This window comes from Epilithonimonas hominis (genome assembly GCF_003730015.1).
Classification (GTDB): Bacteria; Bacteroidota; Bacteroidia; order Flavobacteriales; family Weeksellaceae; genus Epilithonimonas; species Epilithonimonas hominis.
In genome coordinates, this window is the sequence record NZ_RJTU01000061.1 from 188,481 (window position 1) to 215,087 (window position 26,607).

Sequence of the window (26,607 nt, forward strand, 5' to 3'; positions counted from 1 at the left end):
ATGTATTGATCTTTAGATACTCAAAAGATTAGATAATTTTATAACATATCTTTTAAAGCTTTTTGAAAATTAATGTTTTCAAACTTTTCTTTTGTGACTTTTGTGGTTGAAAAGATTATTTACTTCTCGACTTCAAAATTGTCTCAACATCTTCCAAGGTAAAACCTTTGGCCTTCAACAAAATCAAATAATGATAAAACAAATCTGCTGCTTCATTCAAGAATAATTCGTCATTATTATCTTTCGTTTCGATAATTAATTCCACAGCTTCTTCACCTACTTTTTGCGCTACTTTATTGATACCACTTTTAAATAGAGAATTGGTGTAAGAATTTTCATCATTATTATCAATTTTATCAGAAATTGTTTTCTGTAATTCGTATAAAAAACCTTTGTCCGTTTCTTCTGCAAAACAAGTCGTCGTTCCTTTGTGACAAGTTGGTCCAAGCGGTTTTGCTTTGATGAGAATCGTATCTTTATCACAATCTAATTTCCAATCCATCAATTCCAAAAAATTTCCCGAAGTTTCACCTTTTGTCCAAAGTCTGTTTTTGGAACGGGAAAAGAAAGTTACTCGTTTTTCTTGTAGCGTTTTATCAAAAGCTTCTTGATTCATATAACCAAGCATCAGAACTTTCAGATTAAGATAATCCTGAATGATGACAGGAACTAAACCTGTGTTGTTATCAAATTTTATATTCATCTTATTGGTAAATTTTTGGATTTAAGATAATTTTTAAGTTCCGGAATTTCTATTTCATTAAAGTGAAAAATACTGGCTGCCAAAGCTCCGGTTGCTTTGGTTTCTGTAAAAATGTCTTCAAAATGTTGCAACGTTCCTGCACCACCAGATGCAATCACCGGAATATTAACTAATTTCGAAAGTTGTTTTGTAATGTCGATAGCAAAACCGGATTTTGTTCCGTCTGTATTCATCGAGGTTAAGAGGATTTCTCCGGCTCCAAGATTTTCGACTTCTTTTGCCCAATAAAACAATTCTTTTTCGGTTTCGATTTTGCCGCCGTTGCTGAAAATCTTATTCTGATTTTGTACCAATTTGGTGTCAATTGCCACAACCATACATTGTGAACCAAATCTTTTGGCAATTTCTGTTATCAGATTAGGATTGGAAATCGCAGCAGAATTAATTGTGATTTTATCTGCGCCGTTTTTCAGAAGTTCTTCCACATTTTCCAAAGCGTTGATTCCACCGCCAACCGTGAAAGGAATATTGATATGTCGGGCAATTTCCCGAACAAGCGGAATCAAAGTTTTTCTTCGTTCTTCTGTCGCAGAGATATCAAGAAAAACCAATTCGTCTGCACCTTGGTCAGAATATTTGATGGCCATTTCCACAGGATTTCCAACTTCTTTCAAATCCAAAAAATTGACACCTTTTACGGTTTCTCCGCTTTTGATATCGAGACAAGGAATGATTCGTTTTGCTAACATCAGAGAAATGGTTTTAAATCGTTAAGAGAAATCCTGTTTTCATACAAAGCTTTGCCGATAATTGCGCCTTCACAACCAATTGAGTTTAACTGAACTAAATTGTTAGTAGAAGTAATTCCGCCCGAAGCAATAAGTTTAATGTCTGGATTTTCGGCAATTATTTTTTCATATAAATCGAAAGAAGGACCTTCTAACATTCCATCTTTATCAATATCTGTTGAGATAATATATTGGATTCCGTCTTCTGTTTTTTCTTTGATGAAGTCATAAATATTCATTTCGCTTTCTTCCAGCCACCCCGAAACTGCAATTTTTTCTTTTTTAGCATCCGCTCCCAAAATGATTTTTTCTTTACCATATTTTTCTAAGGTTTCAAGAAATAATTCTGGATTTTTGACAGCAACACTTCCCAAAGTCACTTGTTTTGCACCGCTTTCAAAAGCGATTTTAATATCTTCTTCGGATTTTAAACCACCTCCAAAATCTATAATTAAAGATGTTTTTGAAGAGATTTGTTCTAATGTTTTATAATTGATAATTCGGTTTTCTTTTGCACCGTCCAAATCGACCAAATGCAAAAACTGAATTCCATTATCTTCAAAATTTTTCGCGACATCCAAAACGTTCTTGCTGTAAATGGTTTTCTTATTGTAATCGCCTTTGGAAAGCCGAACACATTCGCCGTTGATGATGTCTATTGCTGGGATTATTCTCATTTTCTATTTTTATTTACAATGAATTAATAGCTTTTAACCACAAAAGGCACAAAAGATTTTTATATTTTTTAGTTGTTCAAAAGTTCAAAATAGGTTTATTTGAAATTTTGTTTTCTTTTGAACAGCTTTTATTTTAATTTTTCCTTTTGTGTCTTTTGTGGTTCAAATCAATCATAATTTTAAAAAGTTTTCTAATATTTTACTTCCGAAAACACCACTTTTTTCCGGGTGAAACTGAACGCCGAAAAAATTATCTTTCTGCAAAGCTGTGCTGTAAGACTCGGAATAGTCTGTTGTGGCAATTGTATTTTGATTTTTCTCAGCATAATAACTGTGAACGAGATACATATAACTCTGCTCAGGAATATTTTTGAACAGATCCGATTTCAATTCATAAATTTGATTCCAACCAATCTGCGGAACCAATACAGAATCGGGAAATCTCTTCACCGAAACATCAAAAATCCCCAAAGCTTTTGTCTCACTTTCCTCCGAATCTTTGCAGAGTAATTGCATCCCAAGACAAATTCCCAAAAGTGGTTGTTTGAGTTCTGGAATGAGCAAATCTAATTTTGTTTCTTTTAAAGAATTCATTGCAAAAGATGCTTCACCAACGCCCGGAAAAATAACTTTGTCAGCTTTAGAAATTTCATCAGGATTATTCGTGAGTTTTGCTGAAAATCCTAATCTTTCTATCGCAAACAGAAGACTTTGGACATTTCCGGCTTTGTAATCTATAATGACTGTTTTCATATTTTAATTTTTAGATACTTCGACAAGCTCAGTATGACATCTTTAATATTAACTTTTTTGTCAGGCTGAGGCTCTCGAAGCCTTTTGATTATTTATAACATTCCTTTTGTTGATGGTAAAATCATTTTTTCCGAATCACGTTTTACTGCAGATTTTAAACACTTAGCAAAAGCCTTGAAAATCGATTCTATTTTATGATGCTCATTGTCGCCTTCTGCTTTGATGTTTAGATTTGCTTTAGCTGAGTCTGAAAACGATTTGAAGAAATGAAAGAACATTTCGGTCGGCATTTTTCCAATCATTTCGCGTTTGAATTCTGCATCCCAAACGATCCAGTTTCGTCCGCCAAAATCCAAAGCGACCTGAGCTAAACAATCGTCCATTGGCAAAACAAAAGCATAACGTTCGATTCCTAATTTGTTTCCTAAAGCCTGATAAAAAGCTTCGCCAAGTGCAATTCCTGTATCTTCTATTGTGTGATGTTCATCCACTTCCAAATCACCATCAACCTTGATTTCCAAATCCATTTGACCGTGTTTAGCAATTTGGTCAAGCATATGGTCGAAGAAGGCAATTCCTGTATCAATATTGGATTTTCCTGTTCCGTCGAGGTTTAGATTGATTTTAATTTTGGTTTCGTTGGTATTTCTGATGATTTCTGCTGTTCTGTTTTCAAGTTTTAGAAATTCGTAAATCGATTTCCACGATGTTGTTTTCAGAGCAATTACATTGTCTAAATCATCATTTTCTAAAATCTCCTCGACTCCAAGAGTTTCATCATTATTAATGAAAATCGCTTTTGAATTAAGGTTTTTCGCCAGTTTTACATCAGTAATTCGGTCACCAATCACGAATGAATTTTCTAAGTTATAAGTGTCTTTATCGAAATATTTTGTCAGCAAACCTGTATTTGGTTTTCTGGTTGGCGCATTATCTTTTGCAAAAGTTTTATCAATAAAAATATCTTCGAATTTCACATCTTCATTTTCAAACGTTTCGATAATGAAATTCTGAATTGGCCAGAAATTTTCTTCTGGATGAGAAGCTGTTCCCAAACCGTCCTGATTCGTTACCATTACCAATTCGTAATCCAATTCTTTGGCGATTTTTGATAAAAAAGTGAAGACTTGTGGATAGAATTTCAGTTTTTGAAAAGAATCAACTTGATAATCTTCGGGTTCAAGAACCAAAGTTCCGTCGCGGTCTATAAATAGTAATTTTTTCATTTTTTTTATGGACTTTTTATTTTTATTAAGGCTTCGAGAGCCTCAGCCTGACAGCGTTTGATGAGCAGTGTCACACTGAGCGGAGTCGAAGTGTCTGTTTTTAGTTATCAATATTTTGGAGAGTTTCTATCAATTTTTTATTTTCATCAGGATAACCAACTGTAATTCTCAAACAGTTTTTGATAACCGAATTTCGGTTTCTGATAATGACATTTTGATTGACCAATTCCTGATAAACTGAATTTGCATTGTCAACTTCTATCAAAATAAAATTGGCATCTGAAGGGAAGATTGTCTTAACCAAGTCCAGTTTTTCTAAGTTTTGGATTAAGGATTTTTTCTCTTCCAGAATAATTTTGATATTTTCTGAAACCTGATTTATATTTTCATCATTAAGTGTTTTTATAATCGCATCTTGATTAAGTTGACTAATGTTGTAAGGCGGTTTTACTTTATTGTAAAATTTAATGATTTCTTCGGAAGCATAAGCAATTCCAACTCGCACAGAAGCCATTCCCCAAGCTTTGCTGAAGGTTTGGCTAACAATAAGATTTGGATAATTTTTGATTTGATTTGTGAAACTTTCTTCCGGACTGAAATCGATGTAGGCTTCATCAATAAAGACAATTCCATTGAAGTTTTCAAGAATATATTCTATGTTTTTGATCGAATTTCCCGTCGGATTATTTGGCGAACAAATAAAAATTATTTTTAGATTTTCATCATTTAAATAAGGTTTTAAAGATTCCAAATCGATTTGAAAATCTTCATTCAGTTCAACATTGATTAATTCCACATCATTGATATTGGCCGAAACTTCGTACATCCCATAAGTCGGCGAGAAGGTTAAAATTTTATCTTTTTTTGGTTCACAAAAGATTCTGAAAGCCAGATCTATGACTTCATCACTTCCGTTTCCGAGGAAAATATTTTCGGTTGAGATTTGATTTAGTTCGCTTAATCTTTCTTTGATTTTTCTTTGAGTTGGGTCAGGATAACGGTTCAGTTTTCCGAAAGGATTTTCATTCGCATCTAGAAAAATTCCGTTTTCACCTTCAAATTCATCTCTTGCGGAAGAATATGGTTTGAGACTGAGAATGTTTTTTCGAATTAATTTTTGAATATCAATTGTCATTTCTATTTTTTTTAATTGGTAAAAATTGGGAACACTTCGACAAGCTCAGTTTGACATCTCTAATACTAACTGTCTTTGATTTTCTTTGTCAGGCTGAGCCTGTCGAAGCCTTTTCTAAGGACTTTAATCTTATCGAAATAGCGTTTTTATGGGCAACCAATTCTTCAGCTTCTGCCATTAACTCAATGGTTTTTCCTAAGTTTTTAATTCCGGTTTTTGTCACATTTTGAAAAGTTATTTTCTTTACAAAGCTGTCCAGAGAAACACCGCTGTAATTTTTTGCGAAACCGTTGGTCGGCAAAGTATGATTGGTTCCCGATGCATAATCGCCTGCACTTTCTGGACTGTAATTTCCAAGAAAAACAGAACCTGCATTAGTGATTTTAACAGTAAAATTTTCTGCGTTTTCAATGGCTAAAATCAAATGTTCCGGTGCGTAACTATTAGAAAATTCAATCGCTTCGTTCGTGGAACTTAACAAAATTGATTTGCTGTTTAGTAAAGCGATTTCTGCAATTTCTTTTCGAGGTAAATCGTTAAGTTGTTTTTTAATTTCAATATTAATTTCGTTAATGATTCTTTCAGAATTACTTAATAAAATCACTTGAGAATCGGTTCCGTGTTCAGCTTGTGAAAGTAAATCTGAAGCGACAAAACTTGGAATTGACATTTCATCAGCAATGACCAAAACTTCACTTGGACCAGCCGGAATATCAATAGCAAGATTGTAGTTAAGAGCCAATTGTTTTGCAGCTGTTACGTATTGATTTCCAGGTCCGAAAATCTTGTCAACTTTCGGAATTGTTTCTGTTCCAAAAGTCAAAGCTGCAATCGCTTGGCTTCCGCCAACTTTGAAAATATTTTTAATTCCAATTAAGTTTGCTGTGAACAAAATCGCTGGATTAATTTTTCCGTTTTTATCGGGAGGCGAACAAATCGTAATATTCTTACAACCTGCAATAGTCGCGGGAATTCCCAACATCAAAACGGTAGAAAACAAAGGCGCCGTTCCTCCGGGCACATAAATTCCAATATTTTCAATTGCGCGACTTTCTCGCCAGCAAAAAACACCTTCGGTAGTCTCGATGATTTTTTTCTCTTCTTGTTGAGAACTGTGAAATTTTCTAATGTTTTCCGCAGCCAATTTAATGGCTGATTTTAATTCATCGGGAACTAAATTGTTTGCTTCATCAACTTCGATTTCTGAAACTTTTAAATCATTTAAAATGACGTTGTCGAATTTTTCTGTGAAAAACTTCAAAGCCTTATCGCTATTGTTTTTCACTTCATCAAAAACAGATTTTACCTGCTCAGAAAGATTTTCTTGATTTTGTAAAGGTCTTTCACAAAGTGATTTCCATTCGGAAATTGGTGGATATTTGTATTGCTTCATCATAATATCATTTTTTCTATTTCTAATACCAAGATTCCTTGTGCGCCTTCTTTTTTCAGATTCTCAATCACGTCCCAAAATTTATCTTCTTTGATTACTGAATGAATAGACGACCAACCACTTTCAGCTAACGGAAGGACAGTTGGGGATTTCATTCCTGGTAAGAGATTGATGATTTTTTCGAGGTTTTCATTTGGAGCATTTAGGAGAATATATTTGCTTTCAGAAGCTTCTTTTACCGCATTGATTCTGAATAAAAGTTTCTTCAGAATTTCTTGATTTTTATTCGATAAATTCTCGTTGGAAATCAAAACGGCTTCGCTTTCTAAAACAGTTTCCACCTCTTTTAAACCATTCGTAAGTAGAGTAGAGCCTGTGCTGATGATGTCGAAAATACCATCTGAAAGACCAATTCCAGGAGCAATTTCGACGCTTCCTCCGATTTTTTCGATTTGAGCATTGATATTATTCTTTTGGAAATAATTTGATAGAATCTCAGGATAAGAAGTCGCTACTTTTTTATTCTCGAAATATTGGATTCCGTTATAATTTTCTTCTTTTGGAATGGCCAGAGACAATCTGCATTGTGCGAATCCAAGTTTCTGAACAAGGTCAATGTTTTTCTTTTGTTCCAGAACTTCATTAAGTCCGATAATTCCGATATCTGCAACGCCTTGCTCAACATATTGCGGAATATCATCATCACGAAGAAATAAGATTTCTAATGGAAAGTTAGAGGACACAGCTTTCAGTTTTCTGGTGCCGTTGGAGATTTTGATGCCACATTCTTCCAGAAGTTTCAGAGACTTTTCGCTCAGTCTTCCGTTTTTTTGAATGGCTAATTTTAGTTTACTCATTTTGGATTTTATAGATAGAGTCTGAGTAAACAGCAAGGAAAATTGGGAAACAAAAAACCGTCTGATTACTCAGACGGTTAATAATATTTAGAAGTTATGACATACCATTAACTTCCCGCCTGAACGTGAAAATGATGGTGATGATGCATAAATTGTATAGACATTTTTTGTTTTTTGTTAGGACAAAGGTAGAAATTATTTTTAATAAAAATATTTTTTTTGACAAAAATTATTCAAAACTGTTTTTCCATTGAGTAATCATTTCTGAAAATCTCGTGTTTTCAAACGATTTATTTCTGATTTTTGAAACTGAGTGAACGCCCTTTTCATCAGAGATTCTAAGGATTTCTTCCGCTTTTTGAGATTCGAAAGCGATGATTTCTGCTTCTTCAATTTCTGCCAATTTATTTTTATGAATAAAAGTGACAAAGTTTTCCATCAAAGGTGAAATGTATGCACCTTCTGTCTGTTTAGGAATTTTAATCACGTTCTCCTGAAGAAACAAAAGATTTCCGAAGATACTTCTGGCGATTTTCTTGTTCGGATTCAGGAGAATCACATCATCCAAATCATTTTCTTTCGCATAGATTTCGGCATAGATATTCTCCGCAGAATGAACTCGGATATTACTCAGAAGATTCGCATTCACATTGATTTCTTTAATCAAATCCAATTCTATATTGCCTTGGATTTCAAGAATATCTCCGGATTCTTCCATTTCAAAATAGAAAGCTGTATCCGATTTCGGCAGCGGTTTGTCTTCTTGTTTTCTGTAAGCCATCAGTTGAATAATTCCGTTCTGGACGCCTTTGTCCAAAACTTCTTTCTGGAAAAGTTCCTGAAAAAACTCTAGGGTGTAACTTAGTGGGATATTCAATCTCATTTTTCTCATTGATGCCATCAGGAAGAAATAAGATTCTTCTGCCATTATGAGATTTCCTTTTCGTACGAAAAATGAAACCCAAACCGAATCTCCAAAAAGAAAAGAACGGTTAATGAGTTGTAAGTTATCTTCTGTGAAAACTAATTTTTGCATAGTAGTAAAAAAAATAATGAACGATAAAATCGTTCATCTAAAAATATTAAGCTGCACCTAATTTTATCTGTAGATTCTCAATGAGGTTTTCCCAGTAGAGTCTATTTTCTTCTTCATCGCCAGGCTCACAAAAATCGGTAATGTTTAGTGAAAGATCGTCAGTAATTTCATCTATTATGATAGAAAGTTCGAAGAAATATTTGGTACCTTCATCTTCTTCCCAACGGAAACGCACAAAACTTTCTGGCTTATAACGGATGAGTGTTGCTTTCTCCGCAGGACCGCCGCCCCAACTGAAAAAGAAATCGTCACCACGTTCAACAACATCGTCTGCAAACCACTCTGATAATCCTTCTGCACTTGCCAGATACTCATACAATATCTCCGAGAGACAATGCATATTGTATTCATACTGTACTTTCGTTTTCGCCATATCTTAATTCTAATTGTGGCGCAATATATAAATTAATTTCTTATTTCCAAATGAAAATCTCTATGGAAATTCAAATTTTTTATAGAAAATAAGTATGATTTTTATTAGTTGATTTTTGAATCTAATTTACCAATCCTCATTCAAAGCTTCCAGAATGATAGCGCAACCTTTTCGGATTTCGTCTTCAGAAATTGTGAGTGGAGGAGAGATTCTTAGATATTCGTTTCTGTATAGTTGCCAGAAAACAATCAGACCTTTTTCCATACATTTTGACGCCACTTTCAAAGTGTATTCTGGAGAACCGAGATTCACAGCCAACATCAATCCTTTTCCGTTCACATTTTTGATTTTTGGATGAACCAATAACTCTCGGAAAAGTTTTTCTTTTTTGTCGGTTTCGTTCATCAGTCCGCTTTCCAAAACTTCTTTCAAAGTGGCGTGGGAAGCAGCTGCAATCAAAGGATTTCCTCCAAAAGTTGTAATATGTCCTAATTTCGGCGAATGAGAAAGGCTTGTCATAATTTCTTTCGAACTCATAAATGCACCCACAGGAACGCCGCCGCCCATTCCTTTTCCCATTACGAGAATGTCCGGAACAATTCCGAAATGTTCAAATGCAAACAACTTCCCGGTTCTTCCAAACCCAGGCTGAATCTCGTCTAAAATCAATAAAGCACCAACTTCTTCACAACGTTTTTTCAGATTGATGAAATAATTCTCTTTCGGCATAATGAAACCTGCCGCACCTTGAATGGTTTCTACAATTACACAAGCTGTTTTTTCTGTAATCTTATCAAAATCATTTTCATTATTAAACTCGATGAAATTGACCATCGGCAACAGCGGACGAAATTCTCTTTTGTGAACTTCATTCCCTGCAACAGAAAGCGCACCGTGCGTATTCCCGTGATAGGCATTTTTGAAGGCAATGATTTCTTCTCTTCCTGTGTAACGTTTTGCCAGTTTTAAACTGCCGTCAATGGCTTCTGCTCCGGAATTTACAAGATAAGTAACTTCCAAAGGTTCGGGTGTGGCTTCTGCTAAAAGTCTGCAAAGTTCGACAGGTTTTTCCTGCGCATATTCGCCATAAACCATTACATGCAAATATTTATCAGCTTGTTCTTTGATCGCATTGACCACTTTTGGATGTGAGTGTCCAAGCGTGTTGGCAGAAACGCCAGCTACAAAATCCAGATAGGCTTTTCCGTCCTTTCCATAAATATAGCTTCCTTCGGCTTTTTCAACTTCGAAACCGGCTGCATAAGGTGTTGTTTGAGCTTGGTATTTAAAGAAATCTTGCTTCATTTGAGATAGATGTTAGAAATTAGATTTTAGAAGTTAGAACTTAGAATGCTTTTCAATACTAAATGGACTTCTAAACTTTTACAAAGGTCGTGAATTTTAAGTTTCGATGTTATGAAATGGCTAAATTTTCGACTTGGCGAAGCGCCCCGACTTATTTTATTTATATTCTTTTATTTGAATCGATGAACCGCTTTGTTAGGTTTGAGTGAAGCTTTTTTTCTGTTGTTGCGATTATATAAAGTTTTAGAGATTACTTTACTTCGTTAGCAATGATAGAAAAAAGCTGGAACGGCCCCAATAAAATTTTTACTTTTTGACCCGCACCGGCGTTTTCGGTTTGTTTTTTTCTTCGATTTTCTTACGTTCGGCTTCAGCCCGTTCAAAAAGGGAATTATCAGATTGATAAACAACTTCGGGATAATTGGGTGTGTCCAGGAAAATGTCGCCCCATTTTTGGAGTCGGTCTTTGGTATTCCAGTTAAAATCTTTGAAAAATCTTTGATCTTTAGAGATCTTGCTCATAGGGTAAGTATCTGTGTTGGCGCCGATATTACAGTCCACCTGTTCCAGTTTTTTTTCGGTAAAATGAGCCACAATCTCGCCGCATGTGGACAATGCAACACCGATTCTAGTCACTTCTTTAGTCTTCTCATTGGTATCATCGGCATAAGTGATGGCTTGCGCGTTGCCGACAGCTTTTGCAATATCTATGGCGTTATCTTTGAGGTACACCATCATATTCTTGCTTTTGATCTGGTTGAATTCATCCTTTATATTCAAGGAATCCGCTTTGCTGATGGCGAATGCATTGCCCAAAACTCTTATTGAATCTGTGATTTCCTTTTCCGGATTACTGTATACACGGATCTCGTCACCAGTTACCTGTTTTGCGCCCATCCAGAGGATTGGTTTACGCATCATATGCATCTCGCCATCGGTTTCATTAAAACTCAATGAATCTGCACGTCCCTGCATATTGGATTTAAAAATACGGACTTTTCGAAATGCCCTTAGAAAACTTTTCTTTTTGAGCGAGTTGGCAGAATCTTGCCTCTGGAAAGTTAAAAATTTATCCGCCGACATATAAAGAGAATCCTTTGCGAAAATTTTCACAAAATAAGGTTTATCGGTAATCATGGCGGAATCTTTCTTTTCAAAGATCTCTCCATAACCACCTTTTATATATCGTTTCTCTCTCGGATCGTCCAGCATAACATTTCCAGTTCCTTTGCCGAAACCAGTGTTTCTGTTGAAGTACAATTTGTCACCTGTCAGGATTTTGCCATTGTTATGTATTCTGGAGTTTTTGTTGAGAAAAGATTCACCAGTTTTTGAGTTATAAGAACCTTGTTCTGTATAAACGTAATTGATAGGATTTTTTTTGTCTCTAATAGTCGTAGGACCAAAAAAATCGGAGACACCTGTGTTTTGATTCTGTTTGATATTATCGCTGACAATGGTATATTTATCTGTTTCGATGTTCGAACGTCCTACAAAATCTATCATTTTTGAGTTGAGATTATAGGTAGCCGATTTGGTGTACATCACACTTCCGTCGTTACTGTAAATCGTCCCACCAGTGTTGAAATATGCAGTATTAGGAATTTTATCGTAATAAAGCGTTTCTGTTTTTATGGTCTGCTTTGGATCTGTAAGCACTACATTTTTTCTGGCAATTCCGCGTTGTGTATTACCATCATATTCCATTTCTGCAGCGGTAATTCTGCTTCCGTCAGCACTTGTAAGGACAACATTGCCAATGGCTTTCAGGAAATTTTCTTTTTGATACCAAACCACTTCGTTGGCCGTGAGAACAGAACCTTGCTGCTCGAAAACAACATTGCCAGAAAAAACAGGATTTCCATCATATTTATCCGGGCTTACACCAAAAGTATCCGAGTGCTTGTGCTGAACTTTTTTACCGGATTGTTCCTGAGGATTTTGATTATTGAAAAAAGGATCCTTTACCAAACCTTGATTTTGAGCTGGAATATCTTGAGAAAATATTCTGATAAATACCAAAAATAGAACAGCTAAAAGAGATTTCTTCATTAATTTTCAGACTTCTTGTGTCCGTAGAAGTATAGTGAATGTGTATCAATACTTACGCCAAAGGCTTTTTCTATAGATTCTTTGATGCCTTGGATTCTGGGATCGCAAAATTCTATAATTTCTTCAATTTCTTTGTCAGAGTCACTTTTATAAATCACCAAGTGATCGTGCTGTTTGTCAAAATAAGATTTTTCGTAGGAAGAAGAACTCTGTGTTTTTTCTCCAAACTGATGTTTTCTAATCAACCCAGCATCAAGAAAAATCTCGATGGTGTTATAAATGGTAGCCTTACTGACGTGGTATTTCTTCTGCATCATCAGAAGGTAAAGATCATCTACATTGAAATGATGCTCCATATTATAGATCTCTTCCAGAATGGTATATCTTTCGGGTGTATTACGAAATCCTTTGTCCTGAAGGTATTGCTTCAGAACATCTTTTATTGTGGCAATGTTAAGCTCTTTTTGTTTCGTATCCATAATACAAAATTAGTCAAATTTTCGGGATTAGTCGTAATGCTTAGTTTCGACTTTTTCTATCCTTTCGATTTTGATGGTTTGATCCAGTAGTGGAGCAGATTCTACAACAACGTTATGACTGGCAACACCGTATGCTGTAAAATCATTACTTCCCAATTTTTTAACAAAATTATAGATGCCCAGAATAATCTTGTCTCTAATTGTTAACAGAAAATCATTGATGTAGACATTGTCTATGATAACAAACTTCAGGTCAGGTGGAATGTTGTGCGCTCTGAGTGAAGGGTGAGAACTTCTTGAAGGAATGATTCCATCGTCCATCATATCACTAAGAATCTGTTGGAAATAATCATTTATCCTACGGTCTCTTTTGAAGCCGAGTAAAAAGCTAATTTTATAAATCGTTCCCGGAAGTATTTCTTCTACGTTATATTTGAAGCTGTAAGGATCTTCCTGATTCACAATATTAAGAATAAAATAATGATCTGCTCTTTTTGGCTGGGCACGAATGATGGAATAAATAATTTTGGATTCTACTTCATCATCACGTTTTGCACGGCTGAAAAACGCAAGATTGGTCGCATATTTCGGAATAGTCTCGTCCAACTTCATATCCTTGATGGTGGAAATATATTTTTCGAGCTTCACAAATTTGATGAATGTCGTTTTAATAATTCTGCCGTTGTACCAAGCATACATACATATCCCGATAAAGCCTGCAAGTATAACAGACATCCAGCCGCCTTCGAAAAACTTAATGATGTTAGCACTGAAAAATCCGCCTTCAATCACGACATAAACAATTGCAAAAAGTCCGATCCAGACTTTATTAGTCCTTGTTTTTAGGAACCAGAATACCAATAAAATAGTTGTCATCAGCATGGTTACAGTAATAGAAAGTCCATAAGCGGCTTCCATTTTACCGGATTCTTTAAAATATATCACGACTACAAAACATAATAACAAAATACCCCAATTGATTTTCGGGATATACATCTGTCCTTTTATGCCCGAAGGATACTCGATTTCCTGATTGGGCCAAAAGTTAAGAGACATTGCTTCTGAGAACATGGTAAAAGCACCAGTAATCACCGCCTGACTTGCAATAATGGCAGCAGCAGTTGCGATGATAACCCCGGGAATGATGAACCATTCCGGCATAATTCCGAAAAATGGATTCTTGCCACGGAATACTTCGTGGTAATTACTTAGTAACCACGCACCTTGTCCTAGATAATTGAGTATAAGCATTGCTTTCACAAAAATCCAGCTTACACGGATGTTTTTGATACCACAATGCCCAAGATCCGAATATAAGGCCTCTGCTCCCGTTGTACACAGAAAAACAGCACCCAGAATAACAATAGCACTAGGAGAGTTATAGATCAACTTTACGGCATAATATGGATTGAAAGCTTTCAGAATCATTGGGTGTTCTATCAAATGAACCAACCCAAATCCTCCTAAAACTAAAAACCAAAGAACCATAACAGGACCAAAAAACTTACCTATGAAACTGGTGCCAAACTGCTGGACTACAAAAATAATTACTAAAATAGATAGTGTAATTGGAACTACAGGCGGCTTATGTGTTACAAGTTCTAATCCTTCTATTGCAGACATCACGGTTAGTGACGGTGTGATGATACTGTCTGCAACCAAAGCCGCAGCTCCTATTATCGCAATGATATAAAGCCACTTTTTCTTAAATCTTTTAACGAGAGAGTAAAGCGAGAGAATACCACCTTCGCCCTTATTATCAGCTCTCAGAGCGATGATGACGTATTTAATGGTAGTCTGCAATGTCAGGGTCCAGATGATGCAGGAAAGTGCACCTTCTATATATTCTTCTGAGATGATTCCGCCTGTTTTTCCTGCATTGATAATGGCTTTCATCACATAAAGAGGAGATGTTCCGATATCTCCGAAAACGATTCCTAAAGAGACCAAAACGCCAACCCAGGAAAGTTTTTTCAGGTCAAAATGACCGCTGCTATCTTGCGACATAATTTATGTTGTCTAGAAAATAATTCTGCAAATTTAGATTATTTTATATTCTGAGAAATTTTTTTCAGTAAAATGTAATATTGTAAAGCTGGTGATTTTGAAAAAGTGCTAATAATCATATCTTTACTGAATCTAAATATAACTAATGAAACTCCAGAATTTTCTTTTTTTGAGATAATTAAGGTCCTGCTCATTGGCATAGGCTTCCCTTTCGAAACTGATATTGCGGTAAGCGAGCTGCGGATTTCTATATCTAAGATATTTTAGATAATATTCTGAAAGATACCAGATATAGAATGGAATAATCAACAATTCCATCTGCTGATGGATGTGGATTTTTTCGTGATTGATAAGAGTATTATTCTGTCTGTATTTTTTTTCTCTAAGCAATATAAACGGAAATAGTGTTATCCCCGAAATTTTAGTATTTTTGAGTAATCTTTGACAGACGATGATTATCATACATCAAAGATAAAAATTTTGGTACAGTTTTTAACTTATGAAACTAAATGACATCAAAGAGAATGAAGACTTTTATTATAACGAGCAGGGTTATAAGGTTTTTACAGAAAAATTCCATTTAAAAAGGGGCTATTGCTGTAAAAGCGGATGCAGACATTGCCCGTACGGTTATGATAAAAAGACGGATACTTTTATTAAAAAACCTAAATAATCTTAATATTATGAAATCGAAGATTCACGAATTCCAAAATAAAAATATATTAGCGATGAGTAAAAAATATTACTTCATATTACTGGCTGCGGTTTCTCTTGGAATCACTTCTTGCAGCCCTTTCCAAGTAAAATCCGACTATTCTGCCACAGCCAATTTTTCCGACTACAAAACATATTTGCTAAGAACGGATGATCTCAAACTGAATGATCTGGACAAAGACAGGGTTTTGAATGAATTATCCAAACAAGTTCAGGCAAAAGGATTGACTTCTTCCCAAAACCCTGATTTGATTATCAATGTAAAAGCATCTCACAAAAAAATTCAGGATGTAACCACATCTTACAATGCGGGCTTCGGCTGGGGAAGACCTTGGGGTTGGGGAGGCGGATTCGGTATGGGGAATACCTGGACCAATAACTACAACAGCGGCACCATTGTGATAGACATTATTGACGCCAAAACTCAAAAATTAGTTTGGCAAGGTGCTGGAAGCGGAATTTCGGTAGATTCGCCAAAGTCAAAACAAAAACAAATTCCACAGGTTGTGGCGGAGATAATGGCGAATTATCCACCGCAGAAAGGAAAATAGTTTTTTAGACTTTGAGATAATAGACTAATAGAGAAAACCGTAGAATTTTCTGCGGTTTTTTTTATTTTCTAATCCATAAACCAAATCTCAAATCGACTTCCTTGTTCCAAAGGTTTATAATTCAAATAACCTTTATGCGCTTCTATAATGCTTTTGCTTAGCGTTAAACCAATTCCAGAACCACCACTTCTCGTTGTAAAAAACGGAAGAAAAATCTTATCCTGAATTTCCTTTTGGATCCCGATTCCGTTATCTTCTACAGTTAGAATGATTCGTTTGTTTTGAGTTTTGATTTCGGATGTTATCGTTCTTTCAACATTGTCAGAAACGGCGTAAATGGCGTTGAGGTAAAGATTAATTAAACAACGTTCAATCATTTTTTCATCAGCAAGAATAATTTGATTTTCTAGTGAATTGACAATTTTAATATGATTTTTTTCAAATTCTGGTTTCAGAAAATTAAGAGCCGATTCTACAATATTCGTCAACGAAATTGTTTTGAAAACCGGTTTTGGAAGTTCTGCAACTTGTCGGTAATCATCTACGAAATTCAATAGTTGCTTTGATTTTGAATTAATAATCATCAGACTTTTCTTCATATCCTGTTGGTCTTCTTTTTCGATAATTTCTTGATTAGCAATGTATTCAAGGTTTTGGATCAAGCTATTTACGGGCGTTAAAGTATTCAGTAGTTCGTGAGAAATCACTTTCATCAGATTGTTCCAAGCCAGCTTTTCTTTTTGTTCAATAATTTTCTGAACAGATTCTAAACTGATGATGCAAAACCGATATTTCGCATTCTGAACTTTTTTCGTTCTTAATGAAAATGATTGTTTTGTGTTTTCATTAATCGAAATATCAAAAAATTCCTGCGAGTTTTCGTAGTTGGTTTGTTCGATAATTTTATAGAAATCGGAAGCTTTCTTTTCGTAAAGATTCCAAGAATTATATTTCGGAATTTCCAGGATTTCCAGGAAAACAGGATTCACATAAAAAATTTCCCAATCCTCATTTTTATTTGACAAAATCATCAATCCGATTTCAAGTTGATTCAGGATTTCCTCGTACAAAAGTTTATAAGACGATAGAGAAAGATGTTCTTCCTTACTTTGATAATACAATTTCACCGCATTATCGACCAAGCCGTTTTCCTCAATTTTTGGAAATAATGAAAAGTCTTTTTTCTGAATTGCCAAAAGCAACTTTTCCGTTTTCCGGATGTAAGCCAAAGCCGAAGTCTGCGCCAAAATAATGCAAACCAAACTTACTAATGAAAATAAAGTACAGTTAATCCATTTGTTCAGAGAATAAAAATCAAATGCAAAAATGCCGCTGACCATCGCCAACAGAATAAAAAAAAGCCAGATTATTTGTTGTATTTTCATTTCTAATTTTTGTTGGATGCCGGATGCTGGACGTTTGATGTTTGGCAATTCGGAAATTATTTTAAACCTTATATTAAAAAACATCCATCATCAAACATCAAACATCCTGCTTTATAAACTAAACTTCTCCATTCTTCTATACAACGCCGCTCTCGATAATCCCAAATCTTCCGCTGCCAAAGAAATATTTCCTTGATGTTTTTTCAAAGCTTTTTTAATCAGGATTTCTTCCATTTCTTCGATGTTGAGGTTCACAATTGTCTTCTCAGATTCTTCATCTTGAGGCATCAGCAATTTAAGATTTTTTTCGTTAGACAGAATCACGCTTCTTTCGATACAATGGTCAAGTTCGCGAATGTTTCCGGGCCAGGAATATTGCGTTAACTCTGAAATTAAATTCTCATTTAAAGTCAAATCAGGTTTATGATATTTCTGTTTATATTTTTCCAAAAAATAATCGGCTAAACTTGAAATATCCTCAACTCGTTCTCTCAGACTTGGAATATTTAATTCAACGGTATTAATTCTATAGTATAAATCTTTCCGGAAACGGTTTTCAGCAACCGCTTTTTTAAGATTTTCATTAGTCGCAAAAATAAATCTCACGTCTAAAATTCGCTCTTTGCTTTCTCCAATTCTAGACAATTTTCTATTTTGAATGAGACTCAGTAATTTGGTTTGCAGATGAAGCGGAAGATTCCCGATTTCATCAAGAAAAACAGTTCCGTTTTCGGCATTTTCAATTTTTCCGGCGTAATCCTGATGCGCATCTGTAAATCCTCCTTTTTTGTAACCAAATAATTCGGCTTCAAAAAGATTCTCGGAAAGACTGCCCAAATCAATGTGAACAAAAGGCTGATTTTTCCTTTCCGACAACTCGTGAATGTGTTCTGTCAAAACATATTTTCCGGTTCCGTTTTCTCCTAAAAGCAAAACATTGGCGTCGGTTGTAGAAACCCTCGAAATCTGATCCATCACTTCCTGCATTGCCGGAGATTGGGTTTCCAATTGATATTGATTGGTTTTGATGTTAATATTTTCCCACTGATTTAGCTTTTTGTTTTTTCGGGAAACATCGACGGCGAGATTCACGGAAGCGTATAATTTTTCGTTATTCCAGGGTTTTAGAATAAAATCGGAAGCACCGTTTTTCAAAGCTTCAACGGCCAATTCCACTTCACCATAAGCGGTCATCAGAATAATCGGAAGCTGAGGTTCAAGCGTTTTGATTTCCTGCATCCAATACAAACCGTCCTGTCCGTTTTCAAAACCTTTCCGGAAATTCATATCGAGAAGAACCGTGTCAACTTGCTGTTCCGATAAAAATTTCAGAATATTTTTTGGCTGACTTAGACAGCTTACTTCTGTAAAGAATTTTTTGAGCCAGACTCTCGCCGAGAATAAAATATCTTCATCATCATCAACAATTAAAATATGAGCTTCTTTTTTTCGCATTAGGAGATAAAATCTAAATAATTATTTTGATTGATTAATGTAAACTCTGCTTCTGAATAAGCCTTCGCAAAAGCTCCCGGTATTTTGGCTTTGTCGGATTTCCATTTGGTTTCCCATGCGCTTATTTTCTGATAATTATCAATCTCCAGCAAGTCGATTTCCTGTCCGTCGTAAGTTCTCCAGAAATGGTATTGTGGGTAATACAAATTAGATGAATTAAACTTTATTCTTTCCGAAATAAAATATTGTTCCCACAATTGTCCTACATCGTTTCTCTGAGATAAAATATTAAAATTATTAATCAGTGCATTTCGGATTCCGTTATCATAAAAATACCATTTTTTGCTTTTCGTAATTTCTTTTCTGAGATTTTTGCTGAAACCACTTATCGGGAAAATAATATAAACTTTTGACAAAAGATCCAAATAGCGATCTACAGTTGCTTTATTGATTTGCAATGCGTTGCCAAGTTCCGTTGTGCTCACCAGATTGCCACATTGGAAAGCTAACAGTTGTAATAATTTGTACAAAATATCAGATCCTAAAACATTCTCGTACATTAGAATATCTTTCAGGAGATAATTTTCTACCAATTGTTTCAGGTAATTTTGCTTCTCTTCCAAAGTTTCGAGGTGCCAAAGTTCTGGGTAGCTTCCATAGATTATTCTCTCTTCCAGATTGTTTTTGGTATCCAGAAGATTTTCGATTTCGGAAAGTTCTTTCTGCGCAATCGGGAACATTTGAAAGTCTATATTTCTACCAACCAAAGGTTGCCCGGAAGAGTTCTGAAGATCAAAACTACTGCTTCCGGTTACAATAATGTTTAAGGGTTCTATGTTGTCAATCATCAGTTTTAGAATGTTTCCTATTTCTGGAATAACTTGAGCTTCGTCTATCATCAAAATTGTTTTCTGACCAATGATTTTTTGATAGTTTTTTATGCTTCGGGTTTTCAGAAGTTCTTGTACATGCATATCTTCACCTTGCAAAATGATTGCATTATCAGCATTTTGAGTAAAAATATCTTTTAGCAAAGTAGATTTTCCGGTTCTTCTTGTTCCGAAAATCCTTATAACTTTTTGTTTATTAATATTTTGCTCTATTATTTTTTTTAAATACCGAGGAACATTCATCTTAAATAATTTAGTGCAAGATAATGAAATAATTTATTAAAATAACCTAATTAATATTAATTGAGTTATTCAAATAGCCTAATTAATATTAATTAAGTCGTTTAAATAACCTAATTAACAATTTTAATAATTTTCATAATTATGTTTTACAAAAATTATAACTGTTCATTTCCGTACAAAAAGTGTCCGATAATGAACAGTTTTAAAATTAATAAATTGATGTTTAATCACATTTACAGAGCGTTACAAGATTATAAATTTGTGGCACTTACCTTGTGTAATTATCTGTAAGTAAAACAGTTATCTAAATATGGATACGAAAATAGTAAAAAAGAAATCGAAACTAAAATTTGTCTTAATCATCATTGCTTCCGCAGTTGCGATTGCGATTTTTGGATGGTATTTCTTAAACCAGAAAAAAACTTATAATGTAAAATCGGAAGATATCACGATTGATGAAGTGACCAATGGAAAATTTGAAGATATGTTAATGGTAACTGCGCAAACACAATCTCTTAATTCTTCTCTTGTGAATGTTTTGGAAGGTGGTGCTGTAAAAGAAATTTTTGCGGAAGATGGACAAATGTTAACTAAAGGACAACCAATCGCAAGAGTTTATAATCCAAATACGGAATTCAATTATCTGAATCAGGAAACGGGAATTATGCAACAGATCAGCCAGATGAGAAGTTCGCTTTTGGAATTGAAAAATCAGGAATTCAATCAGGATAAAGAATTGTTGCAGTCTCAAAATGATTATAATACGGCGTTGCAGACTTTTAATCTTCAAAAAAGATTGTACGATGCGGAAATCGGAAAGAAAACCGATTATGATATTGCACTTCAGAATTTGAATTATCAAAAAGACAGAAAACAAATCGTGGAAAAAGGCGCTTCTAATGAGAAACTTTCAAGAAATTCTCAATTTTCAGCCATCAATAATTCCATTAATCAAATGGAAAAAAGCTTGAATATCCTTCGTTCCAACAAAAATAATTTCCTAATAATGTCGCCTGCTTCTGGAAGATTATCATCGTTCAATATTTCTCTTGGACAGAATTTGACAAGTGGAGAAAGTATTGGAAAAATCGATTTGATGGGCGGTTACAAACTCATTGCAAAAGTGGACGAATTTTACATCAATAAACTAACCAACGGAATCAAAGGAACGCTTGATAACAACGGAAAAGAATACGAAGTCATTATCACAAAAATTCTTCCCGAAGTGAAAGACGGACAGTTTTCTGTAGAGCTTAATTTCATTGATGCAAAAATTGAAAACCTAAAAATAGGAATGACATTCGGGGTGAAACTGAAATTATCTGCGGACACGCAAAGTATGATGATTCCGAAAGGGAATTTCTACAAAGACACCAATGGAAAATGGATTTTTGTAGTGAAAAATAACAAAGCTGAAAAACGAAATATTAGTTTGGGAAGAGAAAATCCTCTTTATTATGAAGTGACTTCTGGATTGAAACAAGGCGAATCGGTCATTACTTCAGATTATTCTGAATTGAAAAAATATGAAATTTTAGATATTAGAAAATAGACTGGATAGATAATAGACATTAGACAGAAAATTTAATTCAATTACTAATTTATAATAGGCTAAGAACTATCAACCAACAACTAAAAACAATCAACTAATTATGATAAATATCACCAACCTTTCAAAAGTCTATAAAACTGAAGATGTTCAAACTAACGCGCTTAACAATGTAAGTCTGCAAATCAAAGAAGGCGAATTTGTTGCGATAATGGGACCTTCAGGTTGTGGGAAATCAACTTTTCTTAATATTCTTGGACTTTTGGACAGCGCTTCTTCTGGTTCTTATCAGTTTGAATCCATTGAAACCATCGGAACTTCTGAAAAGAAAAAATCAGATATCAGAAAGAAAAACATCGGTTTCATTTTCCAGAATTTTAATCTGATTGATGAATTAACAGTTTATGAAAACATCGAATTGCCTTTGATTTACAATGGTGTTTCTTCCTCAGAAAGAAAAAGAAGAGTGGAAGAAATTATGGAAAAAATCAACATTGCTCACAGAGCAAAACATTATCCACAGCAACTTTCCGGAGGTCAGCAACAAAGAGCGGCGGTTGCAAGAGCTTTGGTAACAAGACCAAAATTGATTCTTGCCGATGAGCCAACCGGAAATCTTGACAGTTCCAACGGAAACGAAGTCATGAATCTCCTTGCAGAACTTCACAGAGAAGGTTCTACAATCGCAATGGTAACGCACTCTTCCTATGATGCGGGCTACGCTTCTAGAATCGTAAATATGAAAGACGGCGAAATCTTCTCTGAAGAACATTCTTCTCAAAGAAAAGATGTTTTCGAAAAGGCAGACGCAAAAAACTTTGAGTAAAAGGCTGGAAGACGGAAGACGGAAGTCCGAAGTCGCAAAACCAAATAAACATTACCTTTTAATCTTCCGACTCCCGACTTCGGACTTCGGACAAAATCAACAATTATGCTAAACAACTGGCTCAAAATTGCCTTCATCAATTATAAAAAGAACTGGCTTTCCACGATTATCAATCTGTTTGGATTAACAATCGGTTTGACAGGATTTATGCTCATCCTGATGCATTGGAACGATGAAGAATCCTACGAAAAATGGAATCCGAAGAAGGAAAATATCTACGCTTTCCAAACTCATAACAAAGCAGAAAATACTTATGAAAATAATATTTCTGTTCCAATGGCGGAGCGCGCTGTAAAAGTGATTCCTGAGGTTAAGGATTTCGTTTTGTTCAATGGTTCCGGAATGGGTCGTAAAATGACTACGAAAAACAAAACGGTTTATCAGGGAGACGGAATGTCTGTTTCCGAAAGTTTTTTCAATTTTTTTCCATTTAAATTAGTTTCAGGAAGTTATAAAGATGCTTTGAAAGGCGATAAAGTGATTGCACTTTCCACAAAAGCAGCCAAAAATCTTTTTGGGAAAACCAATGTTGCCGGGGAAACTGTGAAATTCGATAATAGAAATTATGTAGTCACTGCAGTTTATGAATTGCCGACCGGAAATAGCCAGATAAAACCAGAATTTATCATCGCACCTTTTGAACAGATGAAAAATGATAAAGAACAATGGGGGAATTTCAATTACGGATGTTTCTTTTTGCTTAAACCTGGAACAGATGTGGAAGCTTTGCAACAGAAATTCTACGACAATATCTTTTTATTTAGAGCAAAAAGAGATGCGCAAGGTGCAGGTATAAGTCCGGTGAAATATTTGGAATTGTATGGACCAACAGGAAGTTTGTTTACACCAATTGATGAGATAAAATTACACGCCAAAGCATCTTGGTTTGGAACAGGAGATTTCAAAACGATGATGATTCTGTTTACGCTTTCTGTTTTGATTGTTGTTTTGTCAGCCATTAATTTTATTAATCTAAAAACAGCTCAAGCTTCTCAAAGAGCTAAAGAAATAGGCGTAAGAAAAGCAATTGGAAGTACAAAATCAAATTTGGTTCTTCAGTTTTTATTGGAAACTTTTGTGATTTGTTTTGCTTCATATGTTTTGGCGTTAGCTTTAACAGAATTGCTTTTGCCAAGCTTCAACAAATTTTATGACAAAGAAATCGTGATGAATGACTGGCGTATTTACTACTATTCATTTGCTATGGTTTTGGCGGTTACGTTGATTTCGGGATTGATTCCGGCAACTTATCTCGCCAACTTCAAAGCTATCGAAACTTTGAAAGGAAATTTCGCCAGAAGTAAACACGGTGTTTGGTTAAGAAACGGAATTTTGACTTTACAACTCATCATTTCATCATTCTTCATCATTGGAGGTTTGATTGTCAATAATCAGGTGAAATATATGATGGACAAAGATCTTGGCTATAATGGAAAGCAGGTTTTTCTGATTAATTTCAGTGAGAATGTCGCAAAACCCTGGCTGAAATATGAGCGTATTAAAAATGAGATGAGAAAAATCCAAGGCGTGGATGCCGTTTCTTATGGAGAAGCAGTTCCTGGAAGTGGTAGATTCAGCAATTCCAATATGGATTATATGGACAAAAGTATCTACGCTCAACACGGTTCTATGGATTACAACTACCTCCAGTTTATGGATGTCAAACTGAAAAAAGGACGCTGGCTAAACCCAAATCTCGCTTCTGATACTATCGCTAATGTTTTGGTTAATGAGGCTTTTGTTAAAAAATTTGGATGGACAGATGACCAAGCTTTTAAAAATGAAGTTCGTCCTGGATTTGACAATAAACCTTACCATATTGTGGGAATTGTAAAGGATTTCAATGTTTTCAATCCTCGTATAGATGTGGACCCAATCATATTTTTCCATTACAGAGAAACAGAATGGAAGCGATACAATGTTTATAATATCCAGTTGAAATTAAAAGCAGATGATATTGACGGGACTCTGAAAAGAATCAAAACCTATTGGCAGAATAATGTAGAACCGGGTTATCCTTTTGATTCTTATTTTATAGATAAAAAATTTGCTGAAAGTTTTGTGAAATATCAGAAACAGCAGACTTTGTTTACGATTCTGAATGCAATGGTTTTAATGGTAGCATTGCTCGGACTATTCGCTTTATCATCATTGATGATTGAGCAGAAACTGAAAGATGTCGCCATCAGAAAAACTTTAGGCGCATCAGACGGAACTTTGATTTTTGGTCTGACCAAGCAATTCCTTTGGATTACGTTGATTGCTGTTTTAATCAGTATCCCCATCAGTTATTACTTGATGAATGAATGGCTGAAAGATTTCGCTTACCGAATTGATATGCCGATTTTTCCATTCGTCCTCAGTTTGATTTTATTATTGATTTTGACATTCGCTGTTGTGAGTTTCAAAGCTTACCGAGCAACCAAAATCAACCTTGTTAAATATCTGAAATACGAATAAACTTAGTTTATTGTTGTCGGTTGTTAGTTGATAGAAACTAATGCCGACAGCCGACAACTATCAACAATCAACCAATTATGAAAAACCTCTTCTTCATATTATTAATCAATTTTCTTCCTGCTCAACAGAGTTGGACATTGAAACAATGTCTGGATTATGCTTCTGCCAATCATCCGCTAGTAAAGAAATCTGCGGTTAATATTCAGAAAAATGACAGACAGATTTCGGCTTCCAAAGGAATGTTGTTGCCGTCTATTGATGCTGGAATCAATCACAATTATAATTTCGGAAATGGTATCAATCAGCAAAATAATCAGCGTGAAGCAATCAATACACAAACTGATAATCTCTATGCACAAGCCAATTGGGAGTTGATGAACTGGAAAAATTATCTTAATATTTCGTTGTCCAAAATCAATAAAGAAAGTTCGATTTTCAAAATGAAACAGGCTCAGAATGAAGTCAAACTGAATGTCGTCACAATGTTTTTCACTTATCAGAACAGCAAAAGCTGGTTGGAAGTTTTGGAAACGCAACTTTCAGGAATCGAAGAACAAATCAAACGTACCGAAAAAGAAGTGGAAATTGGGAATCGTCCGAAAAGTGATATTTACGATATCAAAGCCAACCTTGGAACAATGCAGGAACAGTGGGTTTCCGCAAAGAATTCCAGAGACCTTTCCAAAATTAATCTTCTGAATGCGCTGGCGATTACAAAAGACTCTTTGGATTTTACAATGACCGAGGAAAATTTGGCGAGTTCAAATTTCAACGATGCTAATTTCATCCAAAATCTTTTGGAGAAAAATCCCGCTTATCAAACGACTTTGGCAGAAATCAAAGCTCAGCAAAAAAATGTTGAGCTTGCAAAATCGGCATATCTGCCTACCTTGAACGGTTCTTACACTTGGTCAAGTTTTTACAACAAGATTTTGGGACAACCTGCGACTGCCAATTTCTCAGACCAAATCAAAACCAACAAAAACCAACAGTTAGGATTTGGTCTCAATATTCCGATTTTCAACAAACTACAGGTGAAAAACAACGTTGAAATTGCTAAACTGAATGTCATCAATTCCAATTACGACAAAGATATTGTGATTAATAATTTGACTCAAAGCATCAATTCTATCAAAGCACAATTCCTGAATGCCCAAGAAAAGTACAATCTTTTGGAAGCCAATTTCGAAAACCAAAGATTATCATTCCAAAAATCCGAAGAAAAATACAAAGAAGGATTAATGGATGCTTATACCTTTTTTGTCGTTAGAAATGGTTGGTTACAAGCAAATTATAACCTAATCAACAGCAAAAACGACGTTGTGCAGCAAACCGAATTACTCAAAGTTTTTGAAGCTGGTTTTTAAAAAAATACATTATTATTTTCTCACGAATCCTTCTAGAGCTTAAAAGCTCGGAAGGATTTTTTTATTTAGTTTAGTCAAACCACTTTGTCAAACTTACTTTTTATAATTTTTGTTTCTCTTTGCTGAGTTTTACGCCTTTGCGAACCTTCAAATTATTTCCAATAATGACAAAAAAACTTTGCGCTCTTTGCGTTTTATTAGAATTATTAATTAACTTATTTTCAAAAAAACAACTTTTCTGATTTTAAATTTTTCCGCAACTT

Annotated in this window: 24 protein-coding genes; 6 read left to right on the top strand and 18 right to left on the bottom strand. The window is 34.9% G+C overall.

From position 1 onward, the window contains the following. Positions 1-115: 115 nt before the first annotated feature. The 15 genes from hisIE to EGH73_RS09625 form a co-directional block, all read right to left on the bottom strand. A complete protein-coding gene (gene hisIE, locus EGH73_RS09555; protein ID WP_123281630.1) occupies positions 116-703 on the bottom strand; it encodes a bifunctional phosphoribosyl-AMP cyclohydrolase/phosphoribosyl-ATP diphosphatase HisIE in 588 nt (195 codons plus the stop codon). After that, a complete protein-coding gene (gene hisF / locus EGH73_RS09560; protein WP_123281631.1) occupies positions 700-1,452 on the bottom strand; it encodes an imidazole glycerol phosphate synthase subunit HisF in 753 nt (250 codons plus the stop codon). Before hisF ends, hisIE begins: the two co-directional genes overlap by 4 nt. After that, entirely contained in the window at positions 1,452-2,168 is a 717-nt protein-coding gene (gene hisA / locus EGH73_RS09565) for a 1-(5-phosphoribosyl)-5-[(5-phosphoribosylamino)methylideneamino]imidazole-4-carboxamide isomerase (RefSeq protein WP_089770672.1), read from the bottom strand. Before hisA ends, hisF begins: the two co-directional genes overlap by 1 nt. Positions 2,169-2,339: 171 nt before the next feature. Beyond that, positions 2,340-2,921, bottom strand: coding sequence for an imidazole glycerol phosphate synthase subunit HisH (hisH, locus tag EGH73_RS09570; protein WP_123281632.1), 582 nt, complete (start codon positions 2,919-2,921; stop codon positions 2,340-2,342). A 92-nt stretch (positions 2,922-3,013) separates the two neighbouring features. Beyond that, positions 3,014-4,147, bottom strand: coding sequence for a bifunctional histidinol-phosphatase/imidazoleglycerol-phosphate dehydratase HisB (gene hisB, locus EGH73_RS09575; protein ID WP_123281633.1), 1,134 nt, complete (start codon positions 4,145-4,147; stop codon positions 3,014-3,016). Positions 4,148-4,247: 100 nt separating this feature from the next. Further along, complete coding sequence (gene hisC, locus EGH73_RS09580) at positions 4,248-5,282, bottom strand: histidinol-phosphate transaminase (RefSeq protein ID WP_123281634.1); 1,035 nt, start codon at positions 5,280-5,282, stop codon at positions 4,248-4,250. A gap of 88 nt (positions 5,283-5,370) precedes the next feature. After that, complete coding sequence (gene hisD / locus EGH73_RS09585; protein WP_123281674.1) at positions 5,371-6,675, bottom strand: histidinol dehydrogenase; 1,305 nt, start codon at positions 6,673-6,675, stop codon at positions 5,371-5,373. Beyond that, entirely contained in the window at positions 6,675-7,532 is an 858-nt protein-coding gene (gene hisG / locus EGH73_RS09590; RefSeq protein ID WP_123281635.1) for an ATP phosphoribosyltransferase, read from the bottom strand. Before hisG ends, hisD begins: the two co-directional genes overlap by 1 nt. Positions 7,533-7,761: 229 nt before the next feature. Beyond that, complete coding sequence (locus EGH73_RS09595) at positions 7,762-8,568, bottom strand: aminotransferase class IV (protein WP_123281636.1); 807 nt, start codon at positions 8,566-8,568, stop codon at positions 7,762-7,764. A 46-nt stretch (positions 8,569-8,614) separates the two neighbouring features. Beyond that, the gene (locus tag EGH73_RS09600) at positions 8,615-9,001 is read right to left on the bottom strand and encodes an START-like domain-containing protein (RefSeq protein ID WP_089770678.1); all 387 of its coding nucleotides are present in this window, start codon (positions 8,999-9,001) and stop codon (positions 8,615-8,617) included. 126 nt (positions 9,002-9,127) lie between these two features. Continuing rightward, positions 9,128-10,306: an aspartate aminotransferase family protein gene (locus EGH73_RS09605; RefSeq protein ID WP_123281637.1), complete on the bottom strand. Its 1,179-nt coding sequence runs from the start codon at positions 10,304-10,306 to the stop codon at positions 9,128-9,130. Between the two features lie 306 nt (positions 10,307-10,612). Further along, entirely contained in the window at positions 10,613-12,358 is a 1,746-nt protein-coding gene (locus tag EGH73_RS09610; protein ID WP_123281638.1) for an OstA-like protein, read from the bottom strand. Then, positions 12,358-12,837: a Fur family transcriptional regulator gene (locus EGH73_RS09615; protein WP_123281639.1), complete on the bottom strand. Its 480-nt coding sequence runs from the start codon at positions 12,835-12,837 to the stop codon at positions 12,358-12,360. The genes EGH73_RS09610 and EGH73_RS09615 overlap by 1 nt, the downstream gene beginning before the upstream one ends. A gap of 27 nt (positions 12,838-12,864) precedes the next feature. Then, on the bottom strand, positions 12,865-14,844 hold the full coding sequence (locus tag EGH73_RS09620; RefSeq protein WP_123281640.1) for a KUP/HAK/KT family potassium transporter: 1,980 nt from the start codon (positions 14,842-14,844) through the stop codon (positions 12,865-12,867). 132 nt (positions 14,845-14,976) lie between these two features. After that, a complete protein-coding gene (locus EGH73_RS09625; RefSeq protein WP_123281675.1) occupies positions 14,977-15,303 on the bottom strand; it encodes a hypothetical protein in 327 nt (108 codons plus the stop codon). A 40-nt stretch (positions 15,304-15,343) separates the two neighbouring features. On the opposite strand from EGH73_RS09625, the gene EGH73_RS14020 reads away from it, so the two are divergent. Both EGH73_RS14020 and EGH73_RS09630 read left to right on the top strand, forming a co-directional pair. Next, the gene (locus tag EGH73_RS14020; protein ID WP_177165167.1) at positions 15,344-15,517 is read left to right on the top strand and encodes a DUF5522 domain-containing protein; all 174 of its coding nucleotides are present in this window, start codon (positions 15,344-15,346) and stop codon (positions 15,515-15,517) included. Between the two features lie 10 nt (positions 15,518-15,527). Further along, on the top strand, positions 15,528-16,109 hold the full coding sequence (locus EGH73_RS09630; protein WP_394338736.1) for a DUF4136 domain-containing protein: 582 nt from the start codon (positions 15,528-15,530) through the stop codon (positions 16,107-16,109). Positions 16,110-16,177: 68 nt separating this feature from the next. Here EGH73_RS09630 and EGH73_RS09635 read toward each other — a convergent pair whose 3' ends face one another. The 3 genes from EGH73_RS09635 to EGH73_RS09645 all read right to left on the bottom strand — a co-directional run bounded on the left by EGH73_RS09635 (position 16,178) and on the right by EGH73_RS09645 (position 20,082). Next, positions 16,178-17,494, bottom strand: a complete 1,317-nt coding sequence (locus EGH73_RS09635; RefSeq protein ID WP_123281677.1) for a sensor histidine kinase — start codon at positions 17,492-17,494, stop codon at positions 16,178-16,180. 111 nt (positions 17,495-17,605) lie between these two features. Continuing rightward, positions 17,606-18,949: a sigma-54-dependent transcriptional regulator gene (locus tag EGH73_RS09640; RefSeq protein WP_123281641.1), complete on the bottom strand. Its 1,344-nt coding sequence runs from the start codon at positions 18,947-18,949 to the stop codon at positions 17,606-17,608. Then, positions 18,949-20,082, bottom strand: coding sequence for an ATP-binding protein (locus EGH73_RS09645; RefSeq protein WP_123281642.1), 1,134 nt, complete (start codon positions 20,080-20,082; stop codon positions 18,949-18,951). The genes EGH73_RS09640 and EGH73_RS09645 overlap by 1 nt, the downstream gene beginning before the upstream one ends. A 310-nt stretch (positions 20,083-20,392) precedes the next feature. On the opposite strand from EGH73_RS09645, the gene EGH73_RS09650 reads away from it, so the two are divergent. The 4 genes from EGH73_RS09650 to EGH73_RS09665 all read left to right on the top strand — a co-directional run bounded on the left by EGH73_RS09650 (position 20,393) and on the right by EGH73_RS09665 (position 26,344). Continuing rightward, a complete protein-coding gene (locus tag EGH73_RS09650) occupies positions 20,393-21,634 on the top strand; it encodes an efflux RND transporter periplasmic adaptor subunit (protein ID WP_123281643.1) in 1,242 nt (413 codons plus the stop codon). Between the two features lie 100 nt (positions 21,635-21,734). Then, positions 21,735-22,457: an ABC transporter ATP-binding protein gene (locus EGH73_RS09655; RefSeq protein ID WP_123281644.1), complete on the top strand. Its 723-nt coding sequence runs from the start codon at positions 21,735-21,737 to the stop codon at positions 22,455-22,457. Between the two features lie 105 nt (positions 22,458-22,562). Beyond that, the gene (locus tag EGH73_RS09660; RefSeq protein WP_123281645.1) at positions 22,563-24,977 is read left to right on the top strand and encodes an FtsX-like permease family protein; all 2,415 of its coding nucleotides are present in this window, start codon (positions 22,563-22,565) and stop codon (positions 24,975-24,977) included. A gap of 77 nt (positions 24,978-25,054) precedes the next feature. Next, on the top strand, positions 25,055-26,344 hold the full coding sequence (locus tag EGH73_RS09665; protein WP_123281646.1) for a TolC family protein: 1,290 nt from the start codon (positions 25,055-25,057) through the stop codon (positions 26,342-26,344). Positions 26,345-26,607: the final 263 nt, after the last annotated feature.

Bases quoted from the DNA above. Each gene is read 5' to 3' on its own strand.
- hisIE (WP_123281630.1), bottom strand. From the start codon at position 703: ATGAATATAAAATTTGATAACAACACAGGTTTAGTTCCTGTCATCATT.
- hisF (WP_123281631.1), bottom strand. From the start codon at position 1,452: ATGTTAGCAAAACGAATCATTCCTTGTCTCGATATCAAAAGCGGAGAA.
- hisA (WP_089770672.1), bottom strand. From the start codon at position 2,168: ATGAGAATAATCCCAGCAATAGACATCATCAACGGCGAATGTGTTCGG.
- hisH (WP_123281632.1), bottom strand. From the start codon at position 2,921: ATGAAAACAGTCATTATAGATTACAAAGCCGGAAATGTCCAAAGTCTT.
- hisB (WP_123281633.1), bottom strand. From the start codon at position 4,147: ATGAAAAAATTACTATTTATAGACCGCGACGGAACTTTGGTTCTTGAA.
- hisC (WP_123281634.1), bottom strand. From the start codon at position 5,282: ATGACAATTGATATTCAAAAATTAATTCGAAAAAACATTCTCAGTCTC.
- hisD (WP_123281674.1), bottom strand. From the start codon at position 6,675: ATGAAGCAATACAAATATCCACCAATTTCCGAATGGAAATCACTTTGT.
- hisG (WP_123281635.1), bottom strand. From the start codon at position 7,532: ATGAGTAAACTAAAATTAGCCATTCAAAAAAACGGAAGACTGAGCGAA.
- EGH73_RS09595 (WP_123281636.1), bottom strand. From the start codon at position 8,568: ATGCAAAAATTAGTTTTCACAGAAGATAACTTACAACTCATTAACCGT.
- EGH73_RS09600 (WP_089770678.1), bottom strand. From the start codon at position 9,001: ATGGCGAAAACGAAAGTACAGTATGAATACAATATGCATTGTCTCTCG.
- EGH73_RS09605 (WP_123281637.1), bottom strand. From the start codon at position 10,306: ATGAAGCAAGATTTCTTTAAATACCAAGCTCAAACAACACCTTATGCA.
- EGH73_RS09610 (WP_123281638.1), bottom strand. From the start codon at position 12,358: ATGAAGAAATCTCTTTTAGCTGTTCTATTTTTGGTATTTATCAGAATA.
- EGH73_RS09615 (WP_123281639.1), bottom strand. From the start codon at position 12,837: ATGGATACGAAACAAAAAGAGCTTAACATTGCCACAATAAAAGATGTT.
- EGH73_RS09620 (WP_123281640.1), bottom strand. From the start codon at position 14,844: ATGTCGCAAGATAGCAGCGGTCATTTTGACCTGAAAAAACTTTCCTGG.
- EGH73_RS14020 (WP_177165167.1), top strand. From the start codon at position 15,344: ATGAAACTAAATGACATCAAAGAGAATGAAGACTTTTATTATAACGAG.
- EGH73_RS09630 (WP_394338736.1), top strand. From the start codon at position 15,528: ATGAAATCGAAGATTCACGAATTCCAAAATAAAAATATATTAGCGATG.
- EGH73_RS09635 (WP_123281677.1), bottom strand. From the start codon at position 17,494: ATGAAAATACAACAAATAATCTGGCTTTTTTTTATTCTGTTGGCGATG.
- EGH73_RS09640 (WP_123281641.1), bottom strand. From the start codon at position 18,949: ATGCGAAAAAAAGAAGCTCATATTTTAATTGTTGATGATGATGAAGAT.
- EGH73_RS09645 (WP_123281642.1), bottom strand. From the start codon at position 20,082: ATGAATGTTCCTCGGTATTTAAAAAAAATAATAGAGCAAAATATTAAT.
- EGH73_RS09650 (WP_123281643.1), top strand. From the start codon at position 20,393: ATGGATACGAAAATAGTAAAAAAGAAATCGAAACTAAAATTTGTCTTA.
- EGH73_RS09655 (WP_123281644.1), top strand. From the start codon at position 21,735: ATGATAAATATCACCAACCTTTCAAAAGTCTATAAAACTGAAGATGTT.
- EGH73_RS09660 (WP_123281645.1), top strand. From the start codon at position 22,563: ATGCTAAACAACTGGCTCAAAATTGCCTTCATCAATTATAAAAAGAAC.
- EGH73_RS09665 (WP_123281646.1), top strand. From the start codon at position 25,055: ATGAAAAACCTCTTCTTCATATTATTAATCAATTTTCTTCCTGCTCAA.